We start from the raw sequence: 19,900 nt of genomic DNA, 5'->3' as shown, positions 1-19,900 counted from the left end.
CGCCTTTTGCATATTGTGTGACAAGTATAAGCTTTATTTCTATCCTTGATTCTATGGAGAAAAGGAGAGCCTTATCTTTGAAACCTTCGACGACGAACCATCCCCTGGAATTTAGGAACACAACGGAAAGAGGACTTAACCTGGATACCGTGCACGAGCGTATTTTACATTTCATGCGACTTGATCCCGTAGCAACTTATAAATTTATCATTGGTACGGATTGTCAGGTGCACACAGGTCATACAAAATTCATTACCGGTGTAGTGATCCAGCGGCTAGGGAAAGGAGCGTGGGCGTGTTATCGTCAAGTGATCGTACCTAGAGCCCTATACTCAATTAAAGAAAAGCTTTCCATGGAGACTAGTCTGAGTGAAGAAATTGCGATGTACTTTGACGAAAACAAACGACAAGATATGGAAAATATTATTCTTCCTCATCTATATCAAGGTGCCACATTTGATATGTTCATACATATCGATGCGGGAGATGACGAGAATAGAAATCGGACGGCGAAATTCGTCCAAGAAATGGTAAGACGCGTGGAATCTGTCGGGATGGTCCCCGTTATTAAACCGGATTGCTATGTAGCTTCTGCTTATGCGAATCGACACTCGAAGAAGCCGCATCGTCCTGCGTACGAGGACCATGAGGTGATCGATGGCAGTTTATAGAGCGTGGATACAACCGTTAGCTCCAGGGTCAAAGCGATCGAGGAGTTGACGGTTGTATTCACCCTGCATAGAGCCTATGCATTCCATTTTAGAAAGAAGGGTTTCCGCGGTTACTTAGCGAATTATTGCTGAATGATTGTAGCATTAGGGGGGAATTCCATGAGCAAAACGTTTATTATCGAAGCTGTGATGTTAGCCGTGCATGGCCAGCTCATGCTGCCATCAAAGCCTGTGACTTATTTAATACCTTATACGACCATTCAAGAACTTTACGAGCTGCACAGTAGTCCCGAACCCATTATGCTAGAACTAGAAGATGATGGATTCGTCAAACAAATGATTGGCGAGCTCATTGCTTTCTTTGAAGAATCTTTTAATAAGAAAAAGATAGAAAAAGCCTTGTCCATGCCATGGGGCAAAAGTCCACCGTTACCGATTAATGAGCATGTGACTTTGCAAATTGTTTTTGCGATAGATAATGAAGCTTATGGGGATCAATTTGACCCTATTGAAACAGAATTAATTTTGACTGCGATCAAGGAGCAAGCTGAGCTATTGACAGATCAATTTGACTTTATTGAGCGACTAGTGGAGTTTGCCATACCCGTAGAGGCTTTTGATGTTGAGGATTTTGAGTTCGCGGTTGAAGGCGACAATCAAGTATAAGAAGAGGAGCTGAGACTGGGCATTATGCGAGTTATTGAACAAGAAGATCAATTAGCTTTACTTCCCGCTAATTGGTTTCCAAACCAAACATGGACGCTGCGTGTTGGTGCAGGTGGAATGAATAACACGACACGTTTCGTCGAAGTAGAGGACTGCACATATGTTCTGCGATTATATGAAACACATCGAGACCGTAACAAAATAAACTTCGAACATCGTGTATTACTTCAATTAGCTGAAAGGAAAGACGAGCTTCCTTTCGACATTCCGATGCCATTAGAGCTTCCAACAGGCGGTACAGTTGTGACGCTTGGGGATGATGACGGGAAGCTCGCGGCTTTATTTACTTTTACAGCGGGCAGTAATCCAATTGAAATTGGCTTGAGTCAACTGAAAGACATGGGGAAAGCAGCAGGACAATTATCCGCTGCCTTAGCTAAGTTATCAATCGCAGATAAACCGGAGTATGCTCCTTATTATGAAATTGAACATATTCATCCTAGCTGCAAGCCAGATGCGATTCGCGCTTTTGCGCAGCATCCACCTGAGCCGTTCTTAGCCCAGCAGGAGGAACTTGCTTATATATTTAATCGTTATATGGCTTTGTATTCAGCAATTCCAACGATTCGTCAACTGCCACATCAGCTCGTCCATGGGGATATTAATGGATCTAACATGCTGGTAGATGATGAAGGGCGTTTTGTGGCTATTCTTGATTTTGAATTTGTCACGATCGATGTGCGAGTCATGGAACTTGCCGTATGTTTATCTGATCTCATTGATCCCACACTTCCAGAAGAAAAACTTCGTGCTAATAGTAAAGCTTTCTATGAAGGATACTGCCAGTTTGTTCAATTATCACAAGATGAAATCAGCATATTACCCTTGCTAATCGAGCTTCGCAGGCTTGATGTGTTTATTCATTTCCTGGGGCGTTACTTAGATGGCGTGGATCCACAGGGTGTACTGGTAGATATTATTCGCAATACATATGAGAAGACCAAATGGCTTCAAATGCACAAGGATTTGTTACGTTTTGATCGGATGTAGTCTATTTCACGTGTCTTACTAACCTGAAGGTTAGTAAGACACGTTTTTTTCAGTTCTTTTTTTGTTGATAGCCTTCAACTATACTAGTACATAGGATACGAGCTATTTGCGAAAACTTTAGTGACGATATCATTTATTTGCTAAAAAGGATTTTCTTAGAATGTGAAGGAGGACAATCATGGTCTATCAAGCAAGTTCAACGCGCTATGCAGAAATGAAATATAATCGTACGGGGAAATCAGGGCTTAAGTTACCCGCTATTTCTCTCGGTATGTGGCACAATTTTGGGGGATTAGATTTGCATGAGAACGGAAGAGCGATGCTGCTTCGTTCTTTTGATTTAGGGATTACACACTTTGACTTAGCCAATAACTATGGACCGCCGCCAGGTTCCGCAGAGGAGCTCATGGGGCGTGTACTTAAGAGTGATCTGGGTGCCTATCGTGATGAGCTTATCATCTCGACCAAATCAGGCTACCACATGTGGGAAGGACCTTATGGTGAGTGGGGCTCCAAGAAAAACATGGTGTCTAGCTTAGATCAAAGTTTAAAAAGAATGGGTCTAGACTATGTCGATATTTTCTACTCTCACCGGCCAGATCCGAATACACCGTTCGAAGAAACAATGGCGGCGCTGGATTTAATCGTGCGTCAAGGTAAGGCGCTCTATGTTGGACTTTCCAACTATTCAGCTGAGCAAACCAAAGAAGCAGCTTCGATTCTCAAAGGTTTGGGTACTCCGCTACTTATTCATCAACCAGCTTACAGTATGATGAATCGCTGGATCGAGGATGGCTTGCAGGATGTATTAGATGACTTCGGCGCAGGGAGTATCGCATTCTGTCCACTCGCGCAAGGCTTACTTACAAGCAAGTATTTGAACGGGATTCCAGCGGATTCGAGAGCTGGCGGGAAAAGCCAGTTTTTGAAAGAAAAAGACATTACGGAAGAAAAGCTGAATCAAATTATTCAACTGAATGAATTGGCTAGCTCTCGTGGACAAAGCTTGGCGCAGATGTCGCTGGCTTGGGTACTACGTGGTGAGCGCGTAACATCCGCATTAATTGGTGCCAGCCGCGTGTCGCAAATTGAGGAGAATGTTGCTGCACTTAAGAATTTAGCGTTTTCTCCAGAAGAATTGGCTGCGATTGAAAAAATTCTGAAGTAGTGTCCTGGATTCCTCCAAGATTCCAAGGTATATCGGCTAAGATTTGAAACATACTAGATCGTAAATGAACGATGTAACGTCAAATAATGAAGCCCAACAAACCATCGGGGATTTTTCCCTTATGGTTTATTTTATTTCATATGCATGCTGAGCAACCTTTTTTGTAGTTAGATCGTCATATATCCGTAAAGTAAGTAAAAAAAGTAAGTCCAACAGATGAGGAGACCGACATGAAAACAAACAATAAGAAAACAACGATATATACTTTGCTTCTATCGACGATGATCCTGTTAACAGCATGTTCTTCAACACAAGAACCGGCGGCGAGTACCACACCAACTCCTAGTGCTAGTGCATCAGCGAGTCCATCTGCAACGCCTGCACCGAGTTCTGTAGCAAGCCCAACAGCGAGTCCATCTATGAATCCTACTACGACACCGGTGCCTACATCTTCCACGGATACGAGTACGGTTTCGAAACAACTCAAAGATATGCTTGAACTTGCCAAATCAGGTAAAGTTAGCGGCATCCCGTTTGCTGCTACAACTGGACTTACTGACGATGTCGAGAAATCGTGGGGGAAAGCAGACAAGACAGAATCAGCGGGTAGTGGGATTTACGCAACTTACACGAAGAAAAATGCTGTAATTGGTTTTAATAAGGGAAGTCAAATCATCGATATCCGCTCCAATGATCCGCAGCTGCGTACATTGACGTTAAGCCAGATTGAACAAGCATTAGGGAAACCGGCTGATATCAAATTAAATGGGGATGATACCATTTATATCTATCAAGCATCCAAAGCTTTTCAGCTTAAATTTATTATTCCCAAATCCTCAGGAAAAGTAGATCACATCTCAGTCTTTGATACCGTACATTCGGTCAACAATATGGCTGGGTAATGCTTAAACGCTGAGCGTGTGTGGCCATTTGCTTATTTCCTAGGTGTACTTGACATCTGCCTCTAGCTCGTACTAATGTTAGTGTCAAGAGGTGGAATGGATGAGTAAGAAACAGGATATTATGGCTGCCACGCTCGACTTAATACATGAAGAGGGTTTACAGGCAGTTACCTTCTCCAAGATATTTAAGAGAGCAAACGTAGGGTCTGGCACCATTTACAACTATTTTGCTAACAAGGAAGAGATCGTTAATGCGGTCTATAAAGAGGCGCGGATGCATTTGGGCGAATACCTCGTGCAGGGATTCATACCCGAAGCAAGTCTTTATGAGCGCTTTAAGCGACTTCAGTTGAATCGACTTCAATTCGGTATCGATTTTCCCAAGGAGTTTCTGTTTATTGACAGTTTTTCTTATTCTCCTTATATTTCGCCTGAGTTACGTAGCATGGATGATGGCCACAATTCCCGGGAAGTTGTTCTGTCAGTTATCGTTGAAGGGCAGAAGCAAGGGATTTTTAGGGAGATGGAATCTCACTTATCCCATCAACTGATTCACGGTATTATTTCATCCATCCTGAAAGGATATTATGTACAGAAATATCCTTTGGATGAAATGCAGATTCAACAAGTTCTTGAGTCATCTTGGAAAGCACTGCTAGTTTAGAAACAGCCATTTGAACGACTGCGAATCGTCGTCACAAAGGCTGTTTTTTTATTGTGAGTTCGGAATAAATATTCCATTATTACTTGCGGTTAGAAAAGAAGAATGCTTCTGTTATCTATAATTACTTTATTAAACAAGTGATTCTTAATCGGGATAAAATATATTGGAATAATAAAGTTGGAATATTAATTCCAAAAGTTCTTGACGTGAGAGATCTACGGAGATATACTAACCATGGAATAAACATTCCAAACACATCTGAAGGAGGAACATGATATGTCGAAAGTATGGTTGATTACAGGAAGTTCACGAGGTTTTGGCCGCAGTCTTGCGGAAGCGGTGCTTGCAAAAGGAGATCAACTCGTCGCGACGGCTCGCAACACTGATCAGTTAGCTGATCTTTCAATACGTTACGGAGACCAAGTCAAGCTCGTGCAGTTGGATGTGAATCGATATGATCAGGCTGAAGCAGCTATTCATACAGCTTTTGAAACTTTCGGACGCTTAGATGTCCTTGTCAATAATGCAGGTTACGGGAATGTTTCTTCTATTGAAGAAACGTCGATGGAGGATTTCCGTGCACAAATCGAAACGAACCTGTGGGGCGTGATCAACGTAACGAAAGCCGCGCTGCCTATGTTGAGAGAACAAGGTTTCGGTCATATCGTTCAGTTTTCCTCGATTGGTGGCCGAACAGGCGCGCCAGGTCTTGGTGCCTATCAAACAGCCAAGTGGGCAGTAGAGGGCTTCTCCGAGGTATTGTCTAAAGAATTGGCGCCGCTGGGACTTAAGGTCACGTTGATTGAACCGGGCGGTTTCCGCACCGATTGGGCAGGCTCTTCGATGCAGCATATCGAACCAAGTGATGCCTATCGTCAAACAGTCGGTGGACTGCTGAAACATTTGCGCGATTCAACAGGGAAAGAAAATGGTGATCCGGATAAAGCGGCGCAAGCGATTATTACGATGGTGAATGCAGAGAATCCACCGCTTCGCTTGTTACTCGGAAGTGACGCTGTTGATATCGCAAACGCGGTAGACGCAGGCAAGTTAGCCGAAACGAAGCGTTGGGAAAAGCTGAGCCGTTCTGCTGATTTTGAACAAAGAAAATTGGATCCAGCTGTTTCACAAATGTATAACGAGCTTGAAGAATAAGCTTGTGCCCTAGAGAAAAGGTGCATCAATGAAACTTAGTAACAAAATCGCTATATTAGCGTTGGCAGTCACTACGACCTTTGGGACGATGATGGCTGCACCTGCGGTAAAGCTGTTGGCTGTAGAATTTCCAGATACTAACTCACTATTGTTACAATGGGTGGTTACGATGTCGTCATTGTTTATATTGGCAACCTTATTTATGGCCGGCAGGTTAGGCAGGCGATACCCACGGAAACATATTTTAATTGCAGGTTTACTGCTATATATCATCGGTGGCATTGGTCCGGCTTTCATGCATTCGTTTAACATGATTTTAGTTTGCAGAGCGATTCTAGGACTAAGTATTGGTCTCATCTCGCCAACTTTTAATGCGCTAATCTCTGAGAACTTCCAAGGTGAAGAGCGTTCACGAATGAACGGACTTCAAACTTCTGTTAACGGCATCGGTGGAGCCATTTTCCTTTCCTTTGGAGGGATTATCGCTTCGTTTGGGTGGAGAGATGTATTTTTAACGTATAGTTATGCAGTTATTCTGCTCATCATGGTGCTAGTTTTTCTTCCGCAATATCCACCGATTCAGCTAGATCCAGTGATGAAAGCTTCCGTAAAACTGCCCAAGTTTTTCTATGCGGTTGCGGTTGCTTGCGGACTTCACACGATGCTGTTCACTTTGATTCCGGCCAATTTATCCTTATTCGTTACCAATAACGGCATCGGTAGTGTGTCTGCAGTAGGTTACTTGACAGCTTGCGCCTTAATGGGCGTATTCATAGCAGGCTTAGCGGTTACACGGCTTAGTCGTGTATGTAAGAAGATGTTGGTTCCTCTCGATCTGGCTGTAATGGCAGGTGGGTTTCTACTACTAAGTTCAGCACACACGGTGTGGACAGTCGCGCTCTCGGTATTTTTAATTGGACTGGCAGAAGGCATGCTGTTCCCGTTGTCGCTTATTAAAACAGCAGAAGTCGTACCGAAACTGGGGTTAACTACTGGCATTTCCTTTCTACTCGCATGTGTGTACGTGTGTCAATTCCTAAGTCCGTTATTCGTAAAAGGGGTAGAGCTGCTGGTTCATACCGATTCTACCCGCGGCGTATTTATGGTAGTTGCTGCTGCTTTGGTCGTATCGACAATCATCTATTTGCCTTTTGCTCGAAATAGGAAGCTTGTTCCTGTGCATTCATCCCTATCTTAAACTTGTATAAAAAGTTAGCCTTAGCCCAAAGATAAGCAAAAAAAAACTTATCCAGTTGGATAAGTTATCATAAATATGAAACGGAGATCTTACTATCATGACACATATTGCTATGAATTCAGAGATGGTTACACTGATCAATGTATTCACGGTTGAACCTGCTAATCAAGAACGTCTCATTGAGTTACTTACGAGAGCAACAGACGTTTCAGTCCGATACGCTCCTGGATTTATCTCTAGCAGTCTTCATCGAAGTATGGATGGCACGAAAGTAACCATGTATGCACAGTGGAAAAGCGCGGAAGCTTACCAAGCTATGCGAAATGATCCTAAGCCGCTTCCTTATCTACAAGAAGCTATGACGATTGCTACATTTGAACCCGGCATGTATGAAGTTGTTCGAATTTTCGAACCAGCAGGCGATTAAGATTCCGCGCGCTTGTCAATCGCTTCAGACATCGTACGATCCGTGAGATGCGCATAGATTTGCGTGGTCTCAGGGGAAGCATGGCCGAGCTGCTCTTGCGTTTTGTACAAGTCGTTCTGTAAGTAATAATCTGTTGCGAATGAGTGCCGCAGTTTATGTACAGATAGATACGGTTTCCCAAACCTTTTCGCATATTTAATGACAAGTTCTTGAATTGCTCGTTTCGTCATACGATCGCCTTCTTTTTTGCCATTGGCCATGGCAATGAAGAGGGCTTTTTCTTTTTTTGCTGGCTTGTAGCGCGAAGAGCGAATTGCTAAGTAATCCGTAAGGGTTTGTATGGCATCAAGCCGAAAATAAACCGGTGTTTTGAAAGTGTCGTCATTTTTACCTTTGCGGTACACGTGGACGAGCTTTAATTTCATATCAATATCATCGACATTCAAGTTAAATACCTCAGAAACACGAAGCCCCGAATTTAGAATCAGCGTTACGATACAGGTATCCCTAATTTTGTTTAATTCATAAGCGTAAAGTGCTTGTTTATTGGTAGCGACATCGTGTCCATAACCTTCCTTCAAATAAGCAATGAACTCCGCTATTTCTTCCTCCTGCAACAGCTTGCCTTCGAGCTTCGCAGCGCTGTCTTTTGCCTTGTGTGCACGCTTAATCTCTACCTTAGCCATCACATTGCGCTTCAGGAGCGGGTAGAAGTTATCATCCTCAGCAATTTGACTCAAATAATGAAATAAGGATCGAAGCGCAGATAGCTTGCGGTTAATCGTCGTTTTACCATTAGCTTGTGCTTTACGCGTGGCAAGGAACATGCGAAAATTATTAACGCTGTCCATATGTAATCGTTCTAAGTCCTCGAGAGGAACTTGATTCATGACCGTAGCTGTACTTAACCCCTCCGCGAGAAGCCAGGATAGGAATATTTCATAATCACGTACATATTCGAGCAGGGATGAAGGCGAGAGATCTGGTAGTTTGTAATTAATGAATTTCTCAATATACCACGGCATCGAAGGTACGCGACGATCCAACTCATGACGGTCTTTGACTTTAATTATATTCATAGTGGTTCACCTCATAAGCGTCTTGCTGTTAGTATACCAGTGCATTCTCGAAATTGGTAGAGATAGGAATCAAACTATTTTGGACCCTGAGACGTCTTAGCTACAACACGATTAACTGCGCGGTAAAAGGAGCGTCATCAACGATATGACTAAGAATAGGAAGCTAGAAAATGAGTTAATTGCTTGCATAACCGAACATAAAGAGAATGTGTATCGGCTTGCTTATAGCTATGTGAAAAATCAAGAAGATGCACTTGATATTGTGCAGGAGGCGATTCAAAAGGCATTGGCCGGGTCTGATGCTTTGAAAAGCCAAGCGGCAATCAAGAGCTGGTTTTATCGAATCGTCGTTAATACCTCGCTTGATTTCTTGCGTAAACATAAGAAGCTAACCGTTATGGATGATGTATCCATGGAAGCTTTGACACCCGGCAGTGAAGATGCCTATACGAATATTGATTTGGAGCGGGCGCTGGATGATCTGCCAACCATGTATCGCAGTGTCATTACGCTTCGATATTTCGAGGATTTGAAGATCGATGAAATCGCGGATGTGCTAAAAGAAAACTCGAGTACGATCAAGACGCGGCTCTACCAAGCACTTAAGCTTTTACGGATAAAAATGAACGATGATAAGCTTGTGGAGGTAAACTAACCATGGACGAGAAGCTAGAGAAGATGAAACAAACCTATATGGAGATTCCAATCCCTGACGAACTCGATTTTATTGTCAATCAAGCCATTAACCAACATAGAAAAAAGCCTAAAACAATACTGAAGTGGCTACCAGTAGCTATTGCTGCAGCGGCTATCTTATTCGTAGCGGGTCTTAATACGAGCCCTGCCATGGCACAATCCTTATCTGACATACCTGTTGTTGGCAAATTGATTAAAGTGCTGACCTTTCGTGAATATCACTATGATGACGGTGCAAACAAAGCGAATGTAGAAGTTCCCATCATAACGAATTTAGAGAACAAGACGCTTGAAGAATCCTTAAATGCGAAATATTTGGAAGAGAGTAAAAAGCTCTACACGAATTTCATGAATGACATTGCCCAGATGAAAGCTAGTGGATTAGAGGGACACCTTGGCGTAGATAGTGGGTATATCGTAAAAACGGACAATGATCAGATCTTCTCCGTGGGGAGGTATGTCGTCAATACAGCCGCTTCATCGTCAACCGTTTTCCAATATGACACGATTGATAAGAAAAATCAGTTGTTAATTACTTTACCGAGCTTATTTAAGGATGATGGCTACATTCAGGTGATTAGTGACTACATTAAAGCCCAAATGATACAACAGATGAAGGATGATCCCGCTAAAGTGTATTGGGTAGAAGGTGTTCCGAATGATGTGAAGTTTAACTTTACGACCATTAAAAAGGATCAAAGCTTCTACTTGAATAAGGACGGCAAGCTTGTCATTGTTTTTCAGAAATATGAAGTGACGCCTGGTTATATGGGGGGGCCTGAGTTTGTAATTCCGACCAACTTATTAGCTACTCAGTTATCTACACATGCTTATCTTTTGCCCGAATAAAATTGGACTCCATTGCCTACATTAATTGGGTATGCAAAACATCAGCTGGGGGTATTACCATGCCGCAACAACAAAAGGAACTTGGTTTAGCGCAAATTAAGGATGTTGCCCAAAAAGCAGAGCAAGCAGCGGAACAAACACTGCAAGTTGCACAACAAATCTATTCGCAGGCTACCGCTGCGGCGCTCACAGAAGCTGAACAGCAAGTAGAGGATCTCCAAACTCAAATCAAGCAAGCGCAGCAGAAGACGGAAGAATTGAAGCAAGAAATGAAAACACAAAGCGAATCAACACAGTCATAGCAGGCAGGTAGCCCCACTTCTGTGGGGTTTTACATGCTAACGAAGGAGGAAACGATATGCCGCGACGTCAAAGTGGTCCCCATACGATAGATCCGAATAAAGCGATGATTCAAGCCGTGCATTATGAGGATGGGAGTATAGAGTCTGTTAAATTTCAGAATGGTCAAGTGGTGGATGTCCAGACGGCGATTGAGATGACGGAGGCCGATTTAATCGAGGATGCCAATACAGGTGTGAATCGAAAAGGTGAAAAAACCTTGCGTTCGTATCCAGACGGAGATCCTAGCAATAATTTATCGAATTTACCTCGATTTTAGTTGGCATCGTTGATGAGATAAGAAGCTGTTTACCATGGGTGAACAGCTTTTTTGCATTAAAAAAGCTGCTGAGGGTCTCAGCAGCTGTGAATGCGATTACAGTTTTACTTTTTGAAATAGCCGCCAACATAGTTGTAGATAACGCCAAGCGCACCGATGTAGTAAGCGATTTTGATAATGTAATCGGTATGATCGAGCGGCATCATGTTGGAAAGCAAGAATAGAGGGAAAACAAAATACAATAGGTCTTTCAAGTAGGATGTAACCGTAGCGCTGGAAAAAGTTCCTGCTGAGAACGATTTGAACAAATCTACTACAAAGCTAAGACCCATGACCCCTAAGACAAGCCACATAGTATAAAGCATTAAACCCGATAGTGTAAGTGCCATGTCTGATTCACCTCCACATACGAAGATTTGCTTTCAATCTATCATATGCAGCGATGTGACAAGTCGTGCTAGGTAGTCATAAATTTTGATGCTATGTGTGCATCGTATTTCGAAAGATAAGTGGGGAAACACCTACATATTTCTTGAATATGCGTGAAAAGTAGAAAACATCATTGTACCCAAGTGAAGCAGCAATTTCCTTGACGGACAATGTGGTGTTCAACAAAACATTTTTGGCTTCCGCCATTTTCATTCTATGCATATAGGTATTTAGTGGATAACCGGAATATTCGCTAACGATTCTACGAAGGGTAGAAAGGGAGATATGGTGCCGCTTCGCGATACTTTGCGCGTCAAAGGGTTGATATAATAAATTACTGAGTTCATCAATGAGATTGATGAATTGCTGCGTCTTCGTCGTCTCCGTGGTCGCTTCTGCGCGTTGAATAAATTCAAATAAGAGGGACTCAACAAGCAGTGCAGCCCGATCAATATTTGAAGGAATGCCACTTTCCATCCCAATGAAAATGCGTTCGATCCGATTAAGCTGAGTCGTGTCCTCGTAGCCAACCTGCTTCACTTGGTCGATTTCTGTGAGCCAACTGTTCTGCCATTCCTGTACACGGCTACCTTCAAGTGTGAAGTAATATTCATCCCAGTATCCGCCCGGATCTGGGCCATATTGATAGACTTGATTCGGACGAAAGAAGAAGAGGCTTCCACTTTCGACTTTCTGCACCGGCCCGTCATTGACGCGGTAAGTCCCCTTGCCTCCTGCTATATAGACAATAGCGAAACTCTCGAACTTGGCATCTTCCCGATACATAATCCGACCTGGCAAATGGCCAACATGACGAATACGAAGAGATTGCAGCTTTAATTTACTGGCATCGATAGGTAAAGTGATAATTCTTAGTGGATAGGGACTTATTGTATTGTCCATGAATCTAGGCATAACATACATTCCTTCCGAGCAAACTCCGTGGTATGATGTTGAAGTTAAAATGCAGAAACATTCGTTAATTTTCATTATTAAGGAGCCTTCATGCATCCATAACCAGTTTACCAAAAATTCGTTTAGAAAGAGAGCACAACATGACATGACAACCGCGCTTAAACGATTATTACTGATGAGCGCCAGCTCTGGTATTATTTTTAACTACATGGGTATCTTTATTAATCTGTTCATTTGGGAAAAAGGGAATCAAATCTTCGACGTAGCTTGGTTTAATTTGATCATGTTTCTAGCTTGGGGAGCTGCCTTCATGTTTGGCGCGAATCTGTTATCCAAGTTCACGATTGGGTCGGTTATGCGGGTTGCTGCAATTGGGGCAGGCGTCACTTTCATCCTTCTTTCATGGGTACATTTTGAACCGAAAATGCTATATATTACTTTGATTGCTATTCCAGTTGGCATCACGAACGGTCTATATGGCTCTGCGCAAAATATGGGGATCTCCCTTTTTGGAAAAGGGAAGGAATTTTCCGCGTTTTTTTCCGCGATAAGTGTAATTGGTCAATTGATTTCTTTCATTAATCCATTGCTATTCGCAGTGATTATTAAGTGGATGGGATTTACAGCGTCTTTCTTCATTATGTTCATCTTCATCGGACTGATGATATTCACATCCTATTTTGTTCCTCTTATCTCATTAAAAGAAGCAAATGAACCCGTGTTTCGTAAGTTTCGCTTAGGTCAAGTTTTCTCGACTCCCCAGTTGAAATGGATGATTCCTTCGCTGGTTGCAGGCGGATTTTTCATTCAATTTCAGGGGATATTCTCATTGATCTTTACCTTTTCGGTCACACAAGATAAGCTTAACATTGCCTTGCTGCAAATCATGTACACATCGTTCACGATTGCTTGTGTATTCATATATCGTCGCTTCAGCCGTACACGTCAAATAAGTGATAACAAATGGTTAACCTTTGGAATGGGGGCCGCGGCAGCAGGATTTTTGCTAGCTTTATTCCCAACACCTCTGATTCTGATTTTGTCCAACATCTTAACGACGATCGGATTGTTTTTCTTCGCTACGATATGGAGCTCACGACAATTTGTAATGACTTATCAATTAGAACCCATTCATCAAACGAGAGTTATGGTATGGCGGGAGCTTATCTTGGTGATTTCGCGCATGTTCCTGTTAGTGTTAATCCTCGGTATTCAAGACTTTGATGGATTCGTCTTCAAGGCTGTAATGGTCTTTAGTTTCTCAAGTGTCTTATTAATTCCGTATTTTTCTAAAAAAAGCGATGCAACAGTGGAGAAGACTGTTAGGAATGGTGTGGAATCTTAGGATTCCCGCTTGGATAAATTGTTTATCGAGATGGGGTAGACGGAGAAACTATGGTATAATAAATCACAATATGGCATGAAAGCAGGCGACATACGCAGCATGAATGGACAAAATCGTAAAGATGTTATGCCCGGTAAAGAAGTGAATATCGTGTTAAAGCAAGATCAGCGAAGCGGGAAACTTACACGCGGGATAGTGAAGGATTTATTGACGAACTCACCCACTCATCCTCATGGTATAAAAGTAAGACTCACAGATGGCCAAGTTGGTCGCGTGAAAGAAATTATTACGCCGTCCAACTGACGGAACATGGAGGAGAATAGGGGATGGCAAAAGCAAAAGTAGCGAAACGGCCAACGCGTGACGAGTTCGTATTAGAGGAGATTGGGAACCAGTTGTCGGAAGCGAAGATGGAGAATTCCGAGATTGTGTTAACCGTTTGGGGACGTGAAGAAACCGTACGAGGCACAATCGCAACAATGGATTCACGTACGGGCAGAGTACATATGGATTGCAAGGGCGAGCTGGATAAGGTGCCGTTCATGGATATCATGAAAGTGGAGTATCCGCGGGATTAAGATGATGTGCTTCTGAAATTATTCCAACAATACGCTTATTCTTTAACTCTAAAGGCCAGTGTTAGAATGGGGCTCAGAGTGTGAAGAATAAGCGATTTTTTAATCAAAAAAATTGCACTAAATCTATATTTAACGCAATTTAGCTTGTAACGGGCGGAGATTAACAGCATGGACACTAGTTTAACGTTTGATGACGAGTATTTGGAGCTTTTTGACTCCTGGATGAAGGACCAGGGGTTTACGAAACGAACGCAGCAAGCCTACCTTGGGGATGTTCGTTTATTTCTCGCAAGTCTCGGTGAGAAGGATTTACCAGCAATTGCTGCGATTGATATTATGCGCTTCCTGACGAAGATGCGTCAGGGCGGGGCAGGGGATGCGGCGAGGAATCGGTACCTCTCGTCGATCCGCACTTTTTTTGCAGCGCTTGTTGAGCTGCAGATCGTTATTCATAATCCCTCGAGTACAGTGAAGAAATCGAAGGTTGAGAAGAATTCAGTTCCGACTTTTCTGAGCGAGGAGCTGCTGTCTGTTTTCTTGCAATCCATCGAAGGTAAATATCAGATTCGGAATGTGGCGATGTTTCTGTTAATGAGCTATGCAGGCTTGCGTGTCAGTGAGCTTCACCGTCTGAATATCTCCGATTTCAATCGGGGCACGAATTCATTAATGGTTCTCGGAAAAGGGCGCAAGTGGCGCGTGATCCCGCTTCCGAATGAGATCATTCAGGTACTCCAGCGAGCACTTGAAGAGCGTATGGAAGCGAGGAGTGGGGCTGAGCAGCCGTTCTTTGTCTCACAATTCGGTCGGCGAATCAGTATCCGAATGATTCAAACGATTGCCGAGAAACATTTCGGCCAATTGAAGAGTCAGTACATCGAGTTGCAGGGCAAATCATTCTCAAGTCACAAGCTGCGACATACATTTGCCACGATGCAAGTATTAGCTGGGACGGATATTCGAACGCTGCAGGAGCTGCTCGGACATGCGAGCATTCAAACGACGCAAATCTATACGCACGTAGGAGATAAGCAAAAGCAGGATGCGATGAATCGGGTGTCGGCGTTCATTCCTGTAGGTATGGGGATTTAAGTGTCATAAATGACTAAAATCGTGCATATAAGGCAAAGGAGAGACTTTCCATTTCTAGATGATTTACTGGCTAGGAGGCTGACGTATGGCAATACGACCCCCCATATTGCAAAGTGGAGATACCATTGGCATTGTGACGTTAGGAAGTCCACTGGACGCAAGCACGATAGATGCTAGGCTCCAGACGCTTGAAAATATGGGTTTCAACGTAGTTGTGGGGAAATACGCTTATGCGTATGGAGGGATCGTTGCGGCTACAGCTCAGCAGCGAGCAGATGACCTGATGGATATGTTTTCGAATCCGAATGTGAAGATGATTCTGCCCACAAGAGGGGGAACCGGAGTTAAAGATATTTTGCCCAACTTGGATTATCCACTCATTAATCGCAATCCGAAAATCGTCACAGGGTACAGTGATATTACGATTTTATTAAATGTGCTGTATCAATTTGCTAATTTAATAACCTTTCAAAGCCTGTTGCTGATTGATTTTAAAACGAGTACACCTGCATATAATTTCGATCAATTTTATACCGCGACATCGACACTTATGAGTCCGAGAGTCATTCAGAATCCTCCCGATATGCCACTAACTAGCTTGGTAAAAGGAGTCGTAAGAGGGCAAATCGTTGGCGGTAACCTCACATCGTTCGTAGGGACTTTGGGGACGCCTTTTGAAGTGAATACAAAGGGAAAGATAATCTTCCTTGAAGAGACACATGAACCAACGAATGCGGTTTATCGTTATCTGACGCAACTGATTATGGCTGGGAAATTCCGTGATTGTGTCGGTATCGTCATGGGACAGTGTACGAATTGTTCTGTTTCGTATTTTACAACGTACCAAGATTTAATTGTTGGATTACTTGCTCCATTAGGAAAGCCGCTTCTCACGAACTTGAGCACAGCCCACGGCTTTTATAAAGCTGCGATTCCGATAGGAGCGTTAGCTGATCTCGATACATTCAATAACACCCTTACCATCATTGAACCTACAGTCAGTCCTTAAATAAATAGGGAGAAAAGCCGTCGGCTGGTACCGCGGCTATTTCTCATCCTTAGTTGATTAGGCGACGTGCTCCCCAGTAATGCTCATCATAGTACGGCGTACCGAATAACGTACTGATTTTCACTTCTCTTGTTCCCATTGTACCGGCCTGAAGAATCTGGTTATTGCCTAGATAAATCCCTACATGGGAAACGCCTGTTGTATAAGTGCCTTGTAGGAAAACGAGATCGCCTTTTCGTAGATTACTTTTCTCCACAGGTGCTCCTAATTGGCTTTGTATGGCTGCGGAATGAAGCAAGTTAAAGCCATGCAGATTAAACGCATATTGAACAAAGCCCGAGCAATCAAAAGCAACATTTGGCGTGCTGCCACCAAAAACATAAGGGACGCCAAGTTGCTTCATCCCTGTTGCAATGATCGCATCAGCTTTCACTTCCCAGCTTTGTTTCTGAGAAACCTTGGTAGGAATAGAAATGATAACGCCTTCATAAATGTTTTGCGAATCGACTTTCGGATTACTTGCAATTAGCTCAGACAGCGACACATTAAACTTCTGTGAAATAGACCAGAACGTATCGGAATCCGTGGCTATGTAAGAACTTGATGGTGCTGCTTGCGCAATTCCACCGAACATAAGACTAGTCGCGACAACGGTTGTTAGAATCAGTTTTCTCACTGTTTTCCTCCTTGATGTCTGATATGTGTACTAACACATTCTATCAAAATGAAGAAATAGAGAATATGAGCAAAATATGGATATCCAATATACACCAATAATTAGTTTACATAACATTAATTATGTAATTATATTTGAAGCGAATGGAAACAAACATGTGATTCATCTATTTGAAATCTGCAACCGACTTTACACTATGTCAAATCCGACTGCTAATTTAGGAACAGAATGTATAATGAAAATGAATGAAATCAATATATAATATAACATATAGGGTTATTAATGCTCACAGATAGATAACGTAAGTGTACATGGATAGAGGGAGGAACCCGATGAATTCAGACTTTTTCCGGAAGAAAGTGGAAATTTCGTTAGAAGGCGTCGGTATGGTGTTCGGTAAAAAAGGGAAGCAAGTCACTGCCCTTCAGAACATTACCTTTGATGTAGGGCAGCATGAATTCGTTACCTTATTAGGACCTTCCGGTTGTGGTAAATCTACGTTACTTCGTCTTATGGCGGATCTCCTCCAGCCGTCCAGCGGTCAGATTACCGTACAGAAGGAACACCCGAAAGAGGTGCGGTTACGTCGTAAGTTCGGTTTTATTTTTCGAACACCTAACTTATTTGAATGGCGAACCGTACGTGAGAATATCGAACTGCCACTTGAAGTTCTTGAACAAACACGTCAGATGTACCGAGAACAAGTCGACCAGCTCCTCGACACACTTGGCCTTGTAAAGTTTAAAGATTATTATCCCTGGCAGCTTAGTCTGGGCATGCAGATTCGAGTTGCTATGGCCCGTGCGTTATCCCTCGATCCTCCCATCCTATTCATGGATGAACCTTTCTCCACATTAGATGAATTTACGAAGGACAAATTACAGCTAGATTTACTTGAAATGAAGAAGAAAATGAACAAAACCATCGTTTTCGTCACTCGCAGCCTTACAGAGGCTGTATTCCTCTCAGATCGAATCATCGTCTTAACGGCAAATCCAGGTCGTGTACATGCGATTCACCAAGTTCCCTTAGGTAACGATCGTACTTTGCAAACCCGAGAATCCCCACTATTTCAGGAATTAACCGCAGCGATTCAAAGGTCTATTAACGAGGGAAACGAACCCTCGGACGATTAACTTTTAAACAAAGCTACTTGTTCCTTTTAACAACACCTAACTCCTCCACCAATTTACCAGCACCCAATCTACTCTATGAAAAATAACAACAAAAGCTAGGGATGACATCCAAATTGCAATCATAGATATATAGGAAGAGATAACAGTTATTCGCTGATTTATTTCGCTCTATTCTTGTTCAATTAACTGGAGGGGACTACGTATGAGTGCTCAAGGAGACGTTGATCCATTGAATAAAGAGTCGCTGCTCGAGAAAGATCGTAAATATGTCTGGCATCATATGTCGGCACATAATGAGAATCCGATGATCATCGCTTCCGGAGAAGGCAGCTGGGTGAAGGATATTGATGGTAATCGCTATCTGGATGGGATGTCAGGCTTATGGTGTGTGAATGTGGGGCACGGCAGGAGAGAGATTGCGGAAGCAGCTGCGGAGCAAATGATGAAACTCGCCTATGCAACGCTAGTACAATCACACATTCCTGCTATTGAGTTGGCGGCGAAATTAAATGAATGGCTTAATGGGGAGTATCGCATTTTTTATTCCAATTCAGGATCAGATGCCAATGAAGTTGCTTTTAAAATAGCTCGTCAATACCATCATCAGAATGGCAAGCCTAGTAAACATAAGTTTATCTCACGTCATCGAGCCTATCATGGGAATTCCATGGGCGCTTTGGGTGCAACGGGTCAAGCTCAGCGCAAATTGAAATATGAACCACTTGGAGTTGGCTTCCAGCATGTACCTCCACCTTATTGTTATCGTTGCCCATTTGGGCAGACGAAAGAGAGCTGCAGCTTACAGTGTGCCAAAGCCATCGAGGATGCCATCGTGTGGGAAGGCGCTGATTCTGTAGCCGGTGTCATTCTAGAGCCAGTCATTACCGGCGGTGGAATGATTGTTCCTTCTGATGATTATTTACCGATGGTTAGGCAAATTTGTGATAAATATCAAGTGCTGCTCATCGTAGATGAAGTGATTTGCGGCTTTGGTCGATCGGGCAAGCCCTTCGGTCATCAGAATTATGAGGTGCGTCCAGATATCGTCACGATGGCCAAAGGCTTAACAAGTGCATATTCACCGCTTTCTGCAACCGCAGTATCAGCTGAATTATACGATTCTTTCAAAGAAAAAGAAGCCACGAGCCACTTTCGACATGTCAATACGTTTGGTGGGAACCCCGTTTCTTGTCAGGTAGCCTTAACGAATCTAGCGATTATAGAGAGGGAGGGACTTGTCGAACGTTCAGCTGAGATTGGTAAAGCATTTCGAACTGGATTAGAGCCGTTAAAAAAGCATCCACACGTAGGAGAAATTCGTATTTTCGGGTCGGCAATGGGCATTGAGCTCGTGGAGGATCGTGTATCGAAGGTTCCCGCATCGATAGAACGGGTAACAAGTATTATTCTGGCCTGCAAAAGCAAAGGGCTGCTCGTCGGTAAAAATGGGGATACCGTACCAGGTTATGCCAACATTATTACGCTGAGTCCTCCGTTATCGTCAACGGACGACGATGTGACTTTTATCATCGAAACCTTACTTTCCGTGTTTGGTGAAGTAACTGTGAAAGGATGA

Annotated in this window: 24 protein-coding genes; 20 read left to right on the top strand and 4 right to left on the bottom strand. The window is 43.1% G+C overall.

The features are described 5' to 3' along the window. Positions 1-77: 77 nt before the first annotated feature. The 9 genes from AC58QM_RS18390 to AC58QM_RS18350 all read left to right on the top strand — a co-directional run bounded on the left by AC58QM_RS18390 (position 78) and on the right by AC58QM_RS18350 (position 7,901). A complete protein-coding gene (locus AC58QM_RS18390; protein WP_497286366.1) occupies positions 78-671 on the top strand; it encodes a ribonuclease H-like YkuK family protein in 594 nt (197 codons plus the stop codon). A gap of 159 nt (positions 672-830) precedes the next feature. Continuing rightward, a complete protein-coding gene (locus tag AC58QM_RS18385) occupies positions 831-1,337 on the top strand; it encodes an ADP-heptose synthase (protein WP_310500236.1) in 507 nt (168 codons plus the stop codon). A gap of 24 nt (positions 1,338-1,361) precedes the next feature. Beyond that, a complete protein-coding gene (locus AC58QM_RS18380) occupies positions 1,362-2,387 on the top strand; it encodes a phosphotransferase (protein ID WP_497286365.1) in 1,026 nt (341 codons plus the stop codon). A gap of 178 nt (positions 2,388-2,565) precedes the next feature. Beyond that, positions 2,566-3,555 (top strand): L-glyceraldehyde 3-phosphate reductase, encoded by a 990-nt coding sequence (mgrA, locus tag AC58QM_RS18375; protein ID WP_497286364.1) that lies wholly within the window; start codon positions 2,566-2,568, stop codon positions 3,553-3,555. A 230-nt stretch (positions 3,556-3,785) separates the two neighbouring features. After that, positions 3,786-4,457, top strand: a complete 672-nt coding sequence (locus tag AC58QM_RS18370) for a YjgB family protein (protein ID WP_497286363.1) — start codon at positions 3,786-3,788, stop codon at positions 4,455-4,457. Between the two features lie 100 nt (positions 4,458-4,557). Next, the gene (locus AC58QM_RS18365) at positions 4,558-5,121 is read left to right on the top strand and encodes a TetR/AcrR family transcriptional regulator (protein WP_497286362.1); all 564 of its coding nucleotides are present in this window, start codon (positions 4,558-4,560) and stop codon (positions 5,119-5,121) included. 276 nt (positions 5,122-5,397) lie between these two features. Next, positions 5,398-6,276, top strand: a complete 879-nt coding sequence (locus AC58QM_RS18360) for an oxidoreductase (RefSeq protein ID WP_497286361.1) — start codon at positions 5,398-5,400, stop codon at positions 6,274-6,276. Positions 6,277-6,304: 28 nt separating this feature from the next. Next, a complete protein-coding gene (locus tag AC58QM_RS18355; RefSeq protein WP_497286360.1) occupies positions 6,305-7,474 on the top strand; it encodes an MFS transporter in 1,170 nt (389 codons plus the stop codon). A 97-nt stretch (positions 7,475-7,571) separates the two neighbouring features. Continuing rightward, on the top strand, positions 7,572-7,901 hold the full coding sequence (locus AC58QM_RS18350) for an antibiotic biosynthesis monooxygenase family protein (RefSeq protein WP_497286359.1): 330 nt from the start codon (positions 7,572-7,574) through the stop codon (positions 7,899-7,901). Here AC58QM_RS18350 and xerS read toward each other — a convergent pair. Continuing rightward, positions 7,898-8,980, bottom strand: coding sequence for a tyrosine recombinase XerS (gene xerS, locus AC58QM_RS18345; RefSeq protein WP_497286358.1), 1,083 nt, complete (start codon positions 8,978-8,980; stop codon positions 7,898-7,900). The genes AC58QM_RS18350 and xerS overlap by 4 nt on opposite strands. Positions 8,981-9,125: 145 nt before the next feature. Here xerS and sigV point away from each other — a divergent pair, with 145 nt between their 5' ends. Genes sigV through AC58QM_RS18325 form a run of 4 tightly spaced genes read left to right on the top strand, consistent with a single transcriptional unit; the run spans position 9,126 to position 11,144 of the window. Beyond that, complete coding sequence (sigV, locus tag AC58QM_RS18340; protein ID WP_497286357.1) at positions 9,126-9,635, top strand: RNA polymerase sigma factor SigV; 510 nt, start codon at positions 9,126-9,128, stop codon at positions 9,633-9,635. 2 nt (positions 9,636-9,637) lie between these two features. Continuing rightward, the gene (rsiV, locus tag AC58QM_RS18335; protein ID WP_497286356.1) at positions 9,638-10,525 is read left to right on the top strand and encodes an anti-sigma-V factor RsiV; all 888 of its coding nucleotides are present in this window, start codon (positions 9,638-9,640) and stop codon (positions 10,523-10,525) included. Positions 10,526-10,584: 59 nt separating this feature from the next. Continuing rightward, positions 10,585-10,827, top strand: coding sequence for a hypothetical protein (locus AC58QM_RS18330; protein WP_497286355.1), 243 nt, complete (start codon positions 10,585-10,587; stop codon positions 10,825-10,827). A 56-nt stretch (positions 10,828-10,883) separates the two neighbouring features. Beyond that, the gene (locus AC58QM_RS18325; RefSeq protein ID WP_497286354.1) at positions 10,884-11,144 is read left to right on the top strand and encodes a DUF3892 domain-containing protein; all 261 of its coding nucleotides are present in this window, start codon (positions 10,884-10,886) and stop codon (positions 11,142-11,144) included. A gap of 104 nt (positions 11,145-11,248) precedes the next feature. On the opposite strand, the gene AC58QM_RS18320 is transcribed toward AC58QM_RS18325, so the two are convergent. Continuing rightward, positions 11,249-11,533, bottom strand: a complete 285-nt coding sequence (locus tag AC58QM_RS18320; protein WP_497286353.1) for a hypothetical protein — start codon at positions 11,531-11,533, stop codon at positions 11,249-11,251. Positions 11,534-11,624: 91 nt separating this feature from the next. After that, a complete protein-coding gene (locus tag AC58QM_RS18315) occupies positions 11,625-12,488 on the bottom strand; it encodes an AraC family transcriptional regulator (protein ID WP_497286352.1) in 864 nt (287 codons plus the stop codon). A gap of 145 nt (positions 12,489-12,633) precedes the next feature. On the opposite strand from AC58QM_RS18315, the gene AC58QM_RS18310 reads away from it, so the two are divergent. The 5 genes from AC58QM_RS18310 (at position 12,634) to AC58QM_RS18290 (ending at position 16,512) form a co-directional block, all read left to right on the top strand. After that, a complete protein-coding gene (locus AC58QM_RS18310; RefSeq protein ID WP_497286351.1) occupies positions 12,634-13,833 on the top strand; it encodes an MFS transporter in 1,200 nt (399 codons plus the stop codon). Positions 13,834-13,932: 99 nt separating this feature from the next. Then, positions 13,933-14,136, top strand: a complete 204-nt coding sequence (locus tag AC58QM_RS18305; RefSeq protein WP_497286350.1) for a YwbE family protein — start codon at positions 13,933-13,935, stop codon at positions 14,134-14,136. Positions 14,137-14,159: 23 nt separating this feature from the next. After that, positions 14,160-14,411 (top strand): YolD-like family protein, encoded by a 252-nt coding sequence (locus AC58QM_RS18300; RefSeq protein WP_173108267.1) that lies wholly within the window; start codon positions 14,160-14,162, stop codon positions 14,409-14,411. Positions 14,412-14,579: 168 nt separating this feature from the next. Continuing rightward, positions 14,580-15,503 carry a tyrosine-type recombinase/integrase gene (locus AC58QM_RS18295; RefSeq protein WP_497286349.1) on the top strand — a complete coding sequence of 308 codons (924 nt, stop codon included), beginning with the start codon at positions 14,580-14,582 and terminating at the stop codon, positions 15,501-15,503. A gap of 85 nt (positions 15,504-15,588) precedes the next feature. After that, positions 15,589-16,512: a S66 peptidase family protein gene (locus tag AC58QM_RS18290; protein ID WP_497286348.1), complete on the top strand. Its 924-nt coding sequence runs from the start codon at positions 15,589-15,591 to the stop codon at positions 16,510-16,512. 49 nt (positions 16,513-16,561) lie between these two features. Here AC58QM_RS18290 and AC58QM_RS18285 read toward each other — a convergent pair whose 3' ends face one another. Next, a complete protein-coding gene (locus AC58QM_RS18285; protein WP_497286347.1) occupies positions 16,562-17,188 on the bottom strand; it encodes a C40 family peptidase in 627 nt (208 codons plus the stop codon). Positions 17,189-17,520: 332 nt separating this feature from the next. On the opposite strand from AC58QM_RS18285, the gene AC58QM_RS18280 reads away from it, so the two are divergent. Further along, a complete protein-coding gene (locus AC58QM_RS18280) occupies positions 17,521-18,324 on the top strand; it encodes an ABC transporter ATP-binding protein (RefSeq protein ID WP_497286346.1) in 804 nt (267 codons plus the stop codon). A 202-nt stretch (positions 18,325-18,526) separates the two neighbouring features. Next, positions 18,527-19,900, top strand: a complete 1,374-nt coding sequence (locus AC58QM_RS18275; protein ID WP_497286345.1) for an aspartate aminotransferase family protein — start codon at positions 18,527-18,529, stop codon at positions 19,898-19,900.

This window comes from Paenibacillus sp. J22P165 (assembly GCF_059692015.1).
This window is presented reverse-complemented; position numbering and strand designations above follow the sequence as displayed.

What these genes read in the sequence shown, in the direction of transcription:
- xerS (WP_497286358.1), bottom strand. Translation starts at nt 8,980, where the DNA reads ATGAATATAATTAAAGTCAAAGACCGTCATGAGTTGGATCGTCGCGTA.
- AC58QM_RS18325 (WP_497286354.1), top strand. Translation starts at nt 10,884, where the DNA reads ATGCCGCGACGTCAAAGTGGTCCCCATACGATAGATCCGAATAAAGCG.
- AC58QM_RS18355 (WP_497286360.1), top strand. Translation starts at nt 6,305, where the DNA reads ATGAAACTTAGTAACAAAATCGCTATATTAGCGTTGGCAGTCACTACG.
- AC58QM_RS18350 (WP_497286359.1), top strand. Translation starts at nt 7,572, where the DNA reads ATGACACATATTGCTATGAATTCAGAGATGGTTACACTGATCAATGTA.
- AC58QM_RS18300 (WP_173108267.1), top strand. Translation starts at nt 14,160, where the DNA reads ATGGCAAAAGCAAAAGTAGCGAAACGGCCAACGCGTGACGAGTTCGTA.
- AC58QM_RS18305 (WP_497286350.1), top strand. Translation starts at nt 13,933, where the DNA reads ATGAATGGACAAAATCGTAAAGATGTTATGCCCGGTAAAGAAGTGAAT.
- AC58QM_RS18280 (WP_497286346.1), top strand. Translation starts at nt 17,521, where the DNA reads ATGAATTCAGACTTTTTCCGGAAGAAAGTGGAAATTTCGTTAGAAGGC.
- sigV (WP_497286357.1), top strand. Translation starts at nt 9,126, where the DNA reads ATGACTAAGAATAGGAAGCTAGAAAATGAGTTAATTGCTTGCATAACC.
- AC58QM_RS18310 (WP_497286351.1), top strand. Translation starts at nt 12,634, where the DNA reads ATGACAACCGCGCTTAAACGATTATTACTGATGAGCGCCAGCTCTGGT.
- rsiV (WP_497286356.1), top strand. Translation starts at nt 9,638, where the DNA reads ATGGACGAGAAGCTAGAGAAGATGAAACAAACCTATATGGAGATTCCA.
- AC58QM_RS18360 (WP_497286361.1), top strand. Translation starts at nt 5,398, where the DNA reads ATGTCGAAAGTATGGTTGATTACAGGAAGTTCACGAGGTTTTGGCCGC.
- mgrA (WP_497286364.1), top strand. Translation starts at nt 2,566, where the DNA reads ATGGTCTATCAAGCAAGTTCAACGCGCTATGCAGAAATGAAATATAAT.
- AC58QM_RS18320 (WP_497286353.1), bottom strand. Translation starts at nt 11,533, where the DNA reads ATGGCACTTACACTATCGGGTTTAATGCTTTATACTATGTGGCTTGTC.
- AC58QM_RS18275 (WP_497286345.1), top strand. Translation starts at nt 18,527, where the DNA reads ATGAGTGCTCAAGGAGACGTTGATCCATTGAATAAAGAGTCGCTGCTC.
- AC58QM_RS18385 (WP_310500236.1), top strand. Translation starts at nt 831, where the DNA reads ATGAGCAAAACGTTTATTATCGAAGCTGTGATGTTAGCCGTGCATGGC.
- AC58QM_RS18365 (WP_497286362.1), top strand. Translation starts at nt 4,558, where the DNA reads ATGAGTAAGAAACAGGATATTATGGCTGCCACGCTCGACTTAATACAT.
- AC58QM_RS18380 (WP_497286365.1), top strand. Translation starts at nt 1,362, where the DNA reads ATGCGAGTTATTGAACAAGAAGATCAATTAGCTTTACTTCCCGCTAAT.
- AC58QM_RS18315 (WP_497286352.1), bottom strand. Translation starts at nt 12,488, where the DNA reads ATGCCTAGATTCATGGACAATACAATAAGTCCCTATCCACTAAGAATT.
- AC58QM_RS18330 (WP_497286355.1), top strand. Translation starts at nt 10,585, where the DNA reads ATGCCGCAACAACAAAAGGAACTTGGTTTAGCGCAAATTAAGGATGTT.
- AC58QM_RS18290 (WP_497286348.1), top strand. Translation starts at nt 15,589, where the DNA reads ATGGCAATACGACCCCCCATATTGCAAAGTGGAGATACCATTGGCATT.
- AC58QM_RS18295 (WP_497286349.1), top strand. Translation starts at nt 14,580, where the DNA reads ATGGACACTAGTTTAACGTTTGATGACGAGTATTTGGAGCTTTTTGAC.
- AC58QM_RS18370 (WP_497286363.1), top strand. Translation starts at nt 3,786, where the DNA reads ATGAAAACAAACAATAAGAAAACAACGATATATACTTTGCTTCTATCG.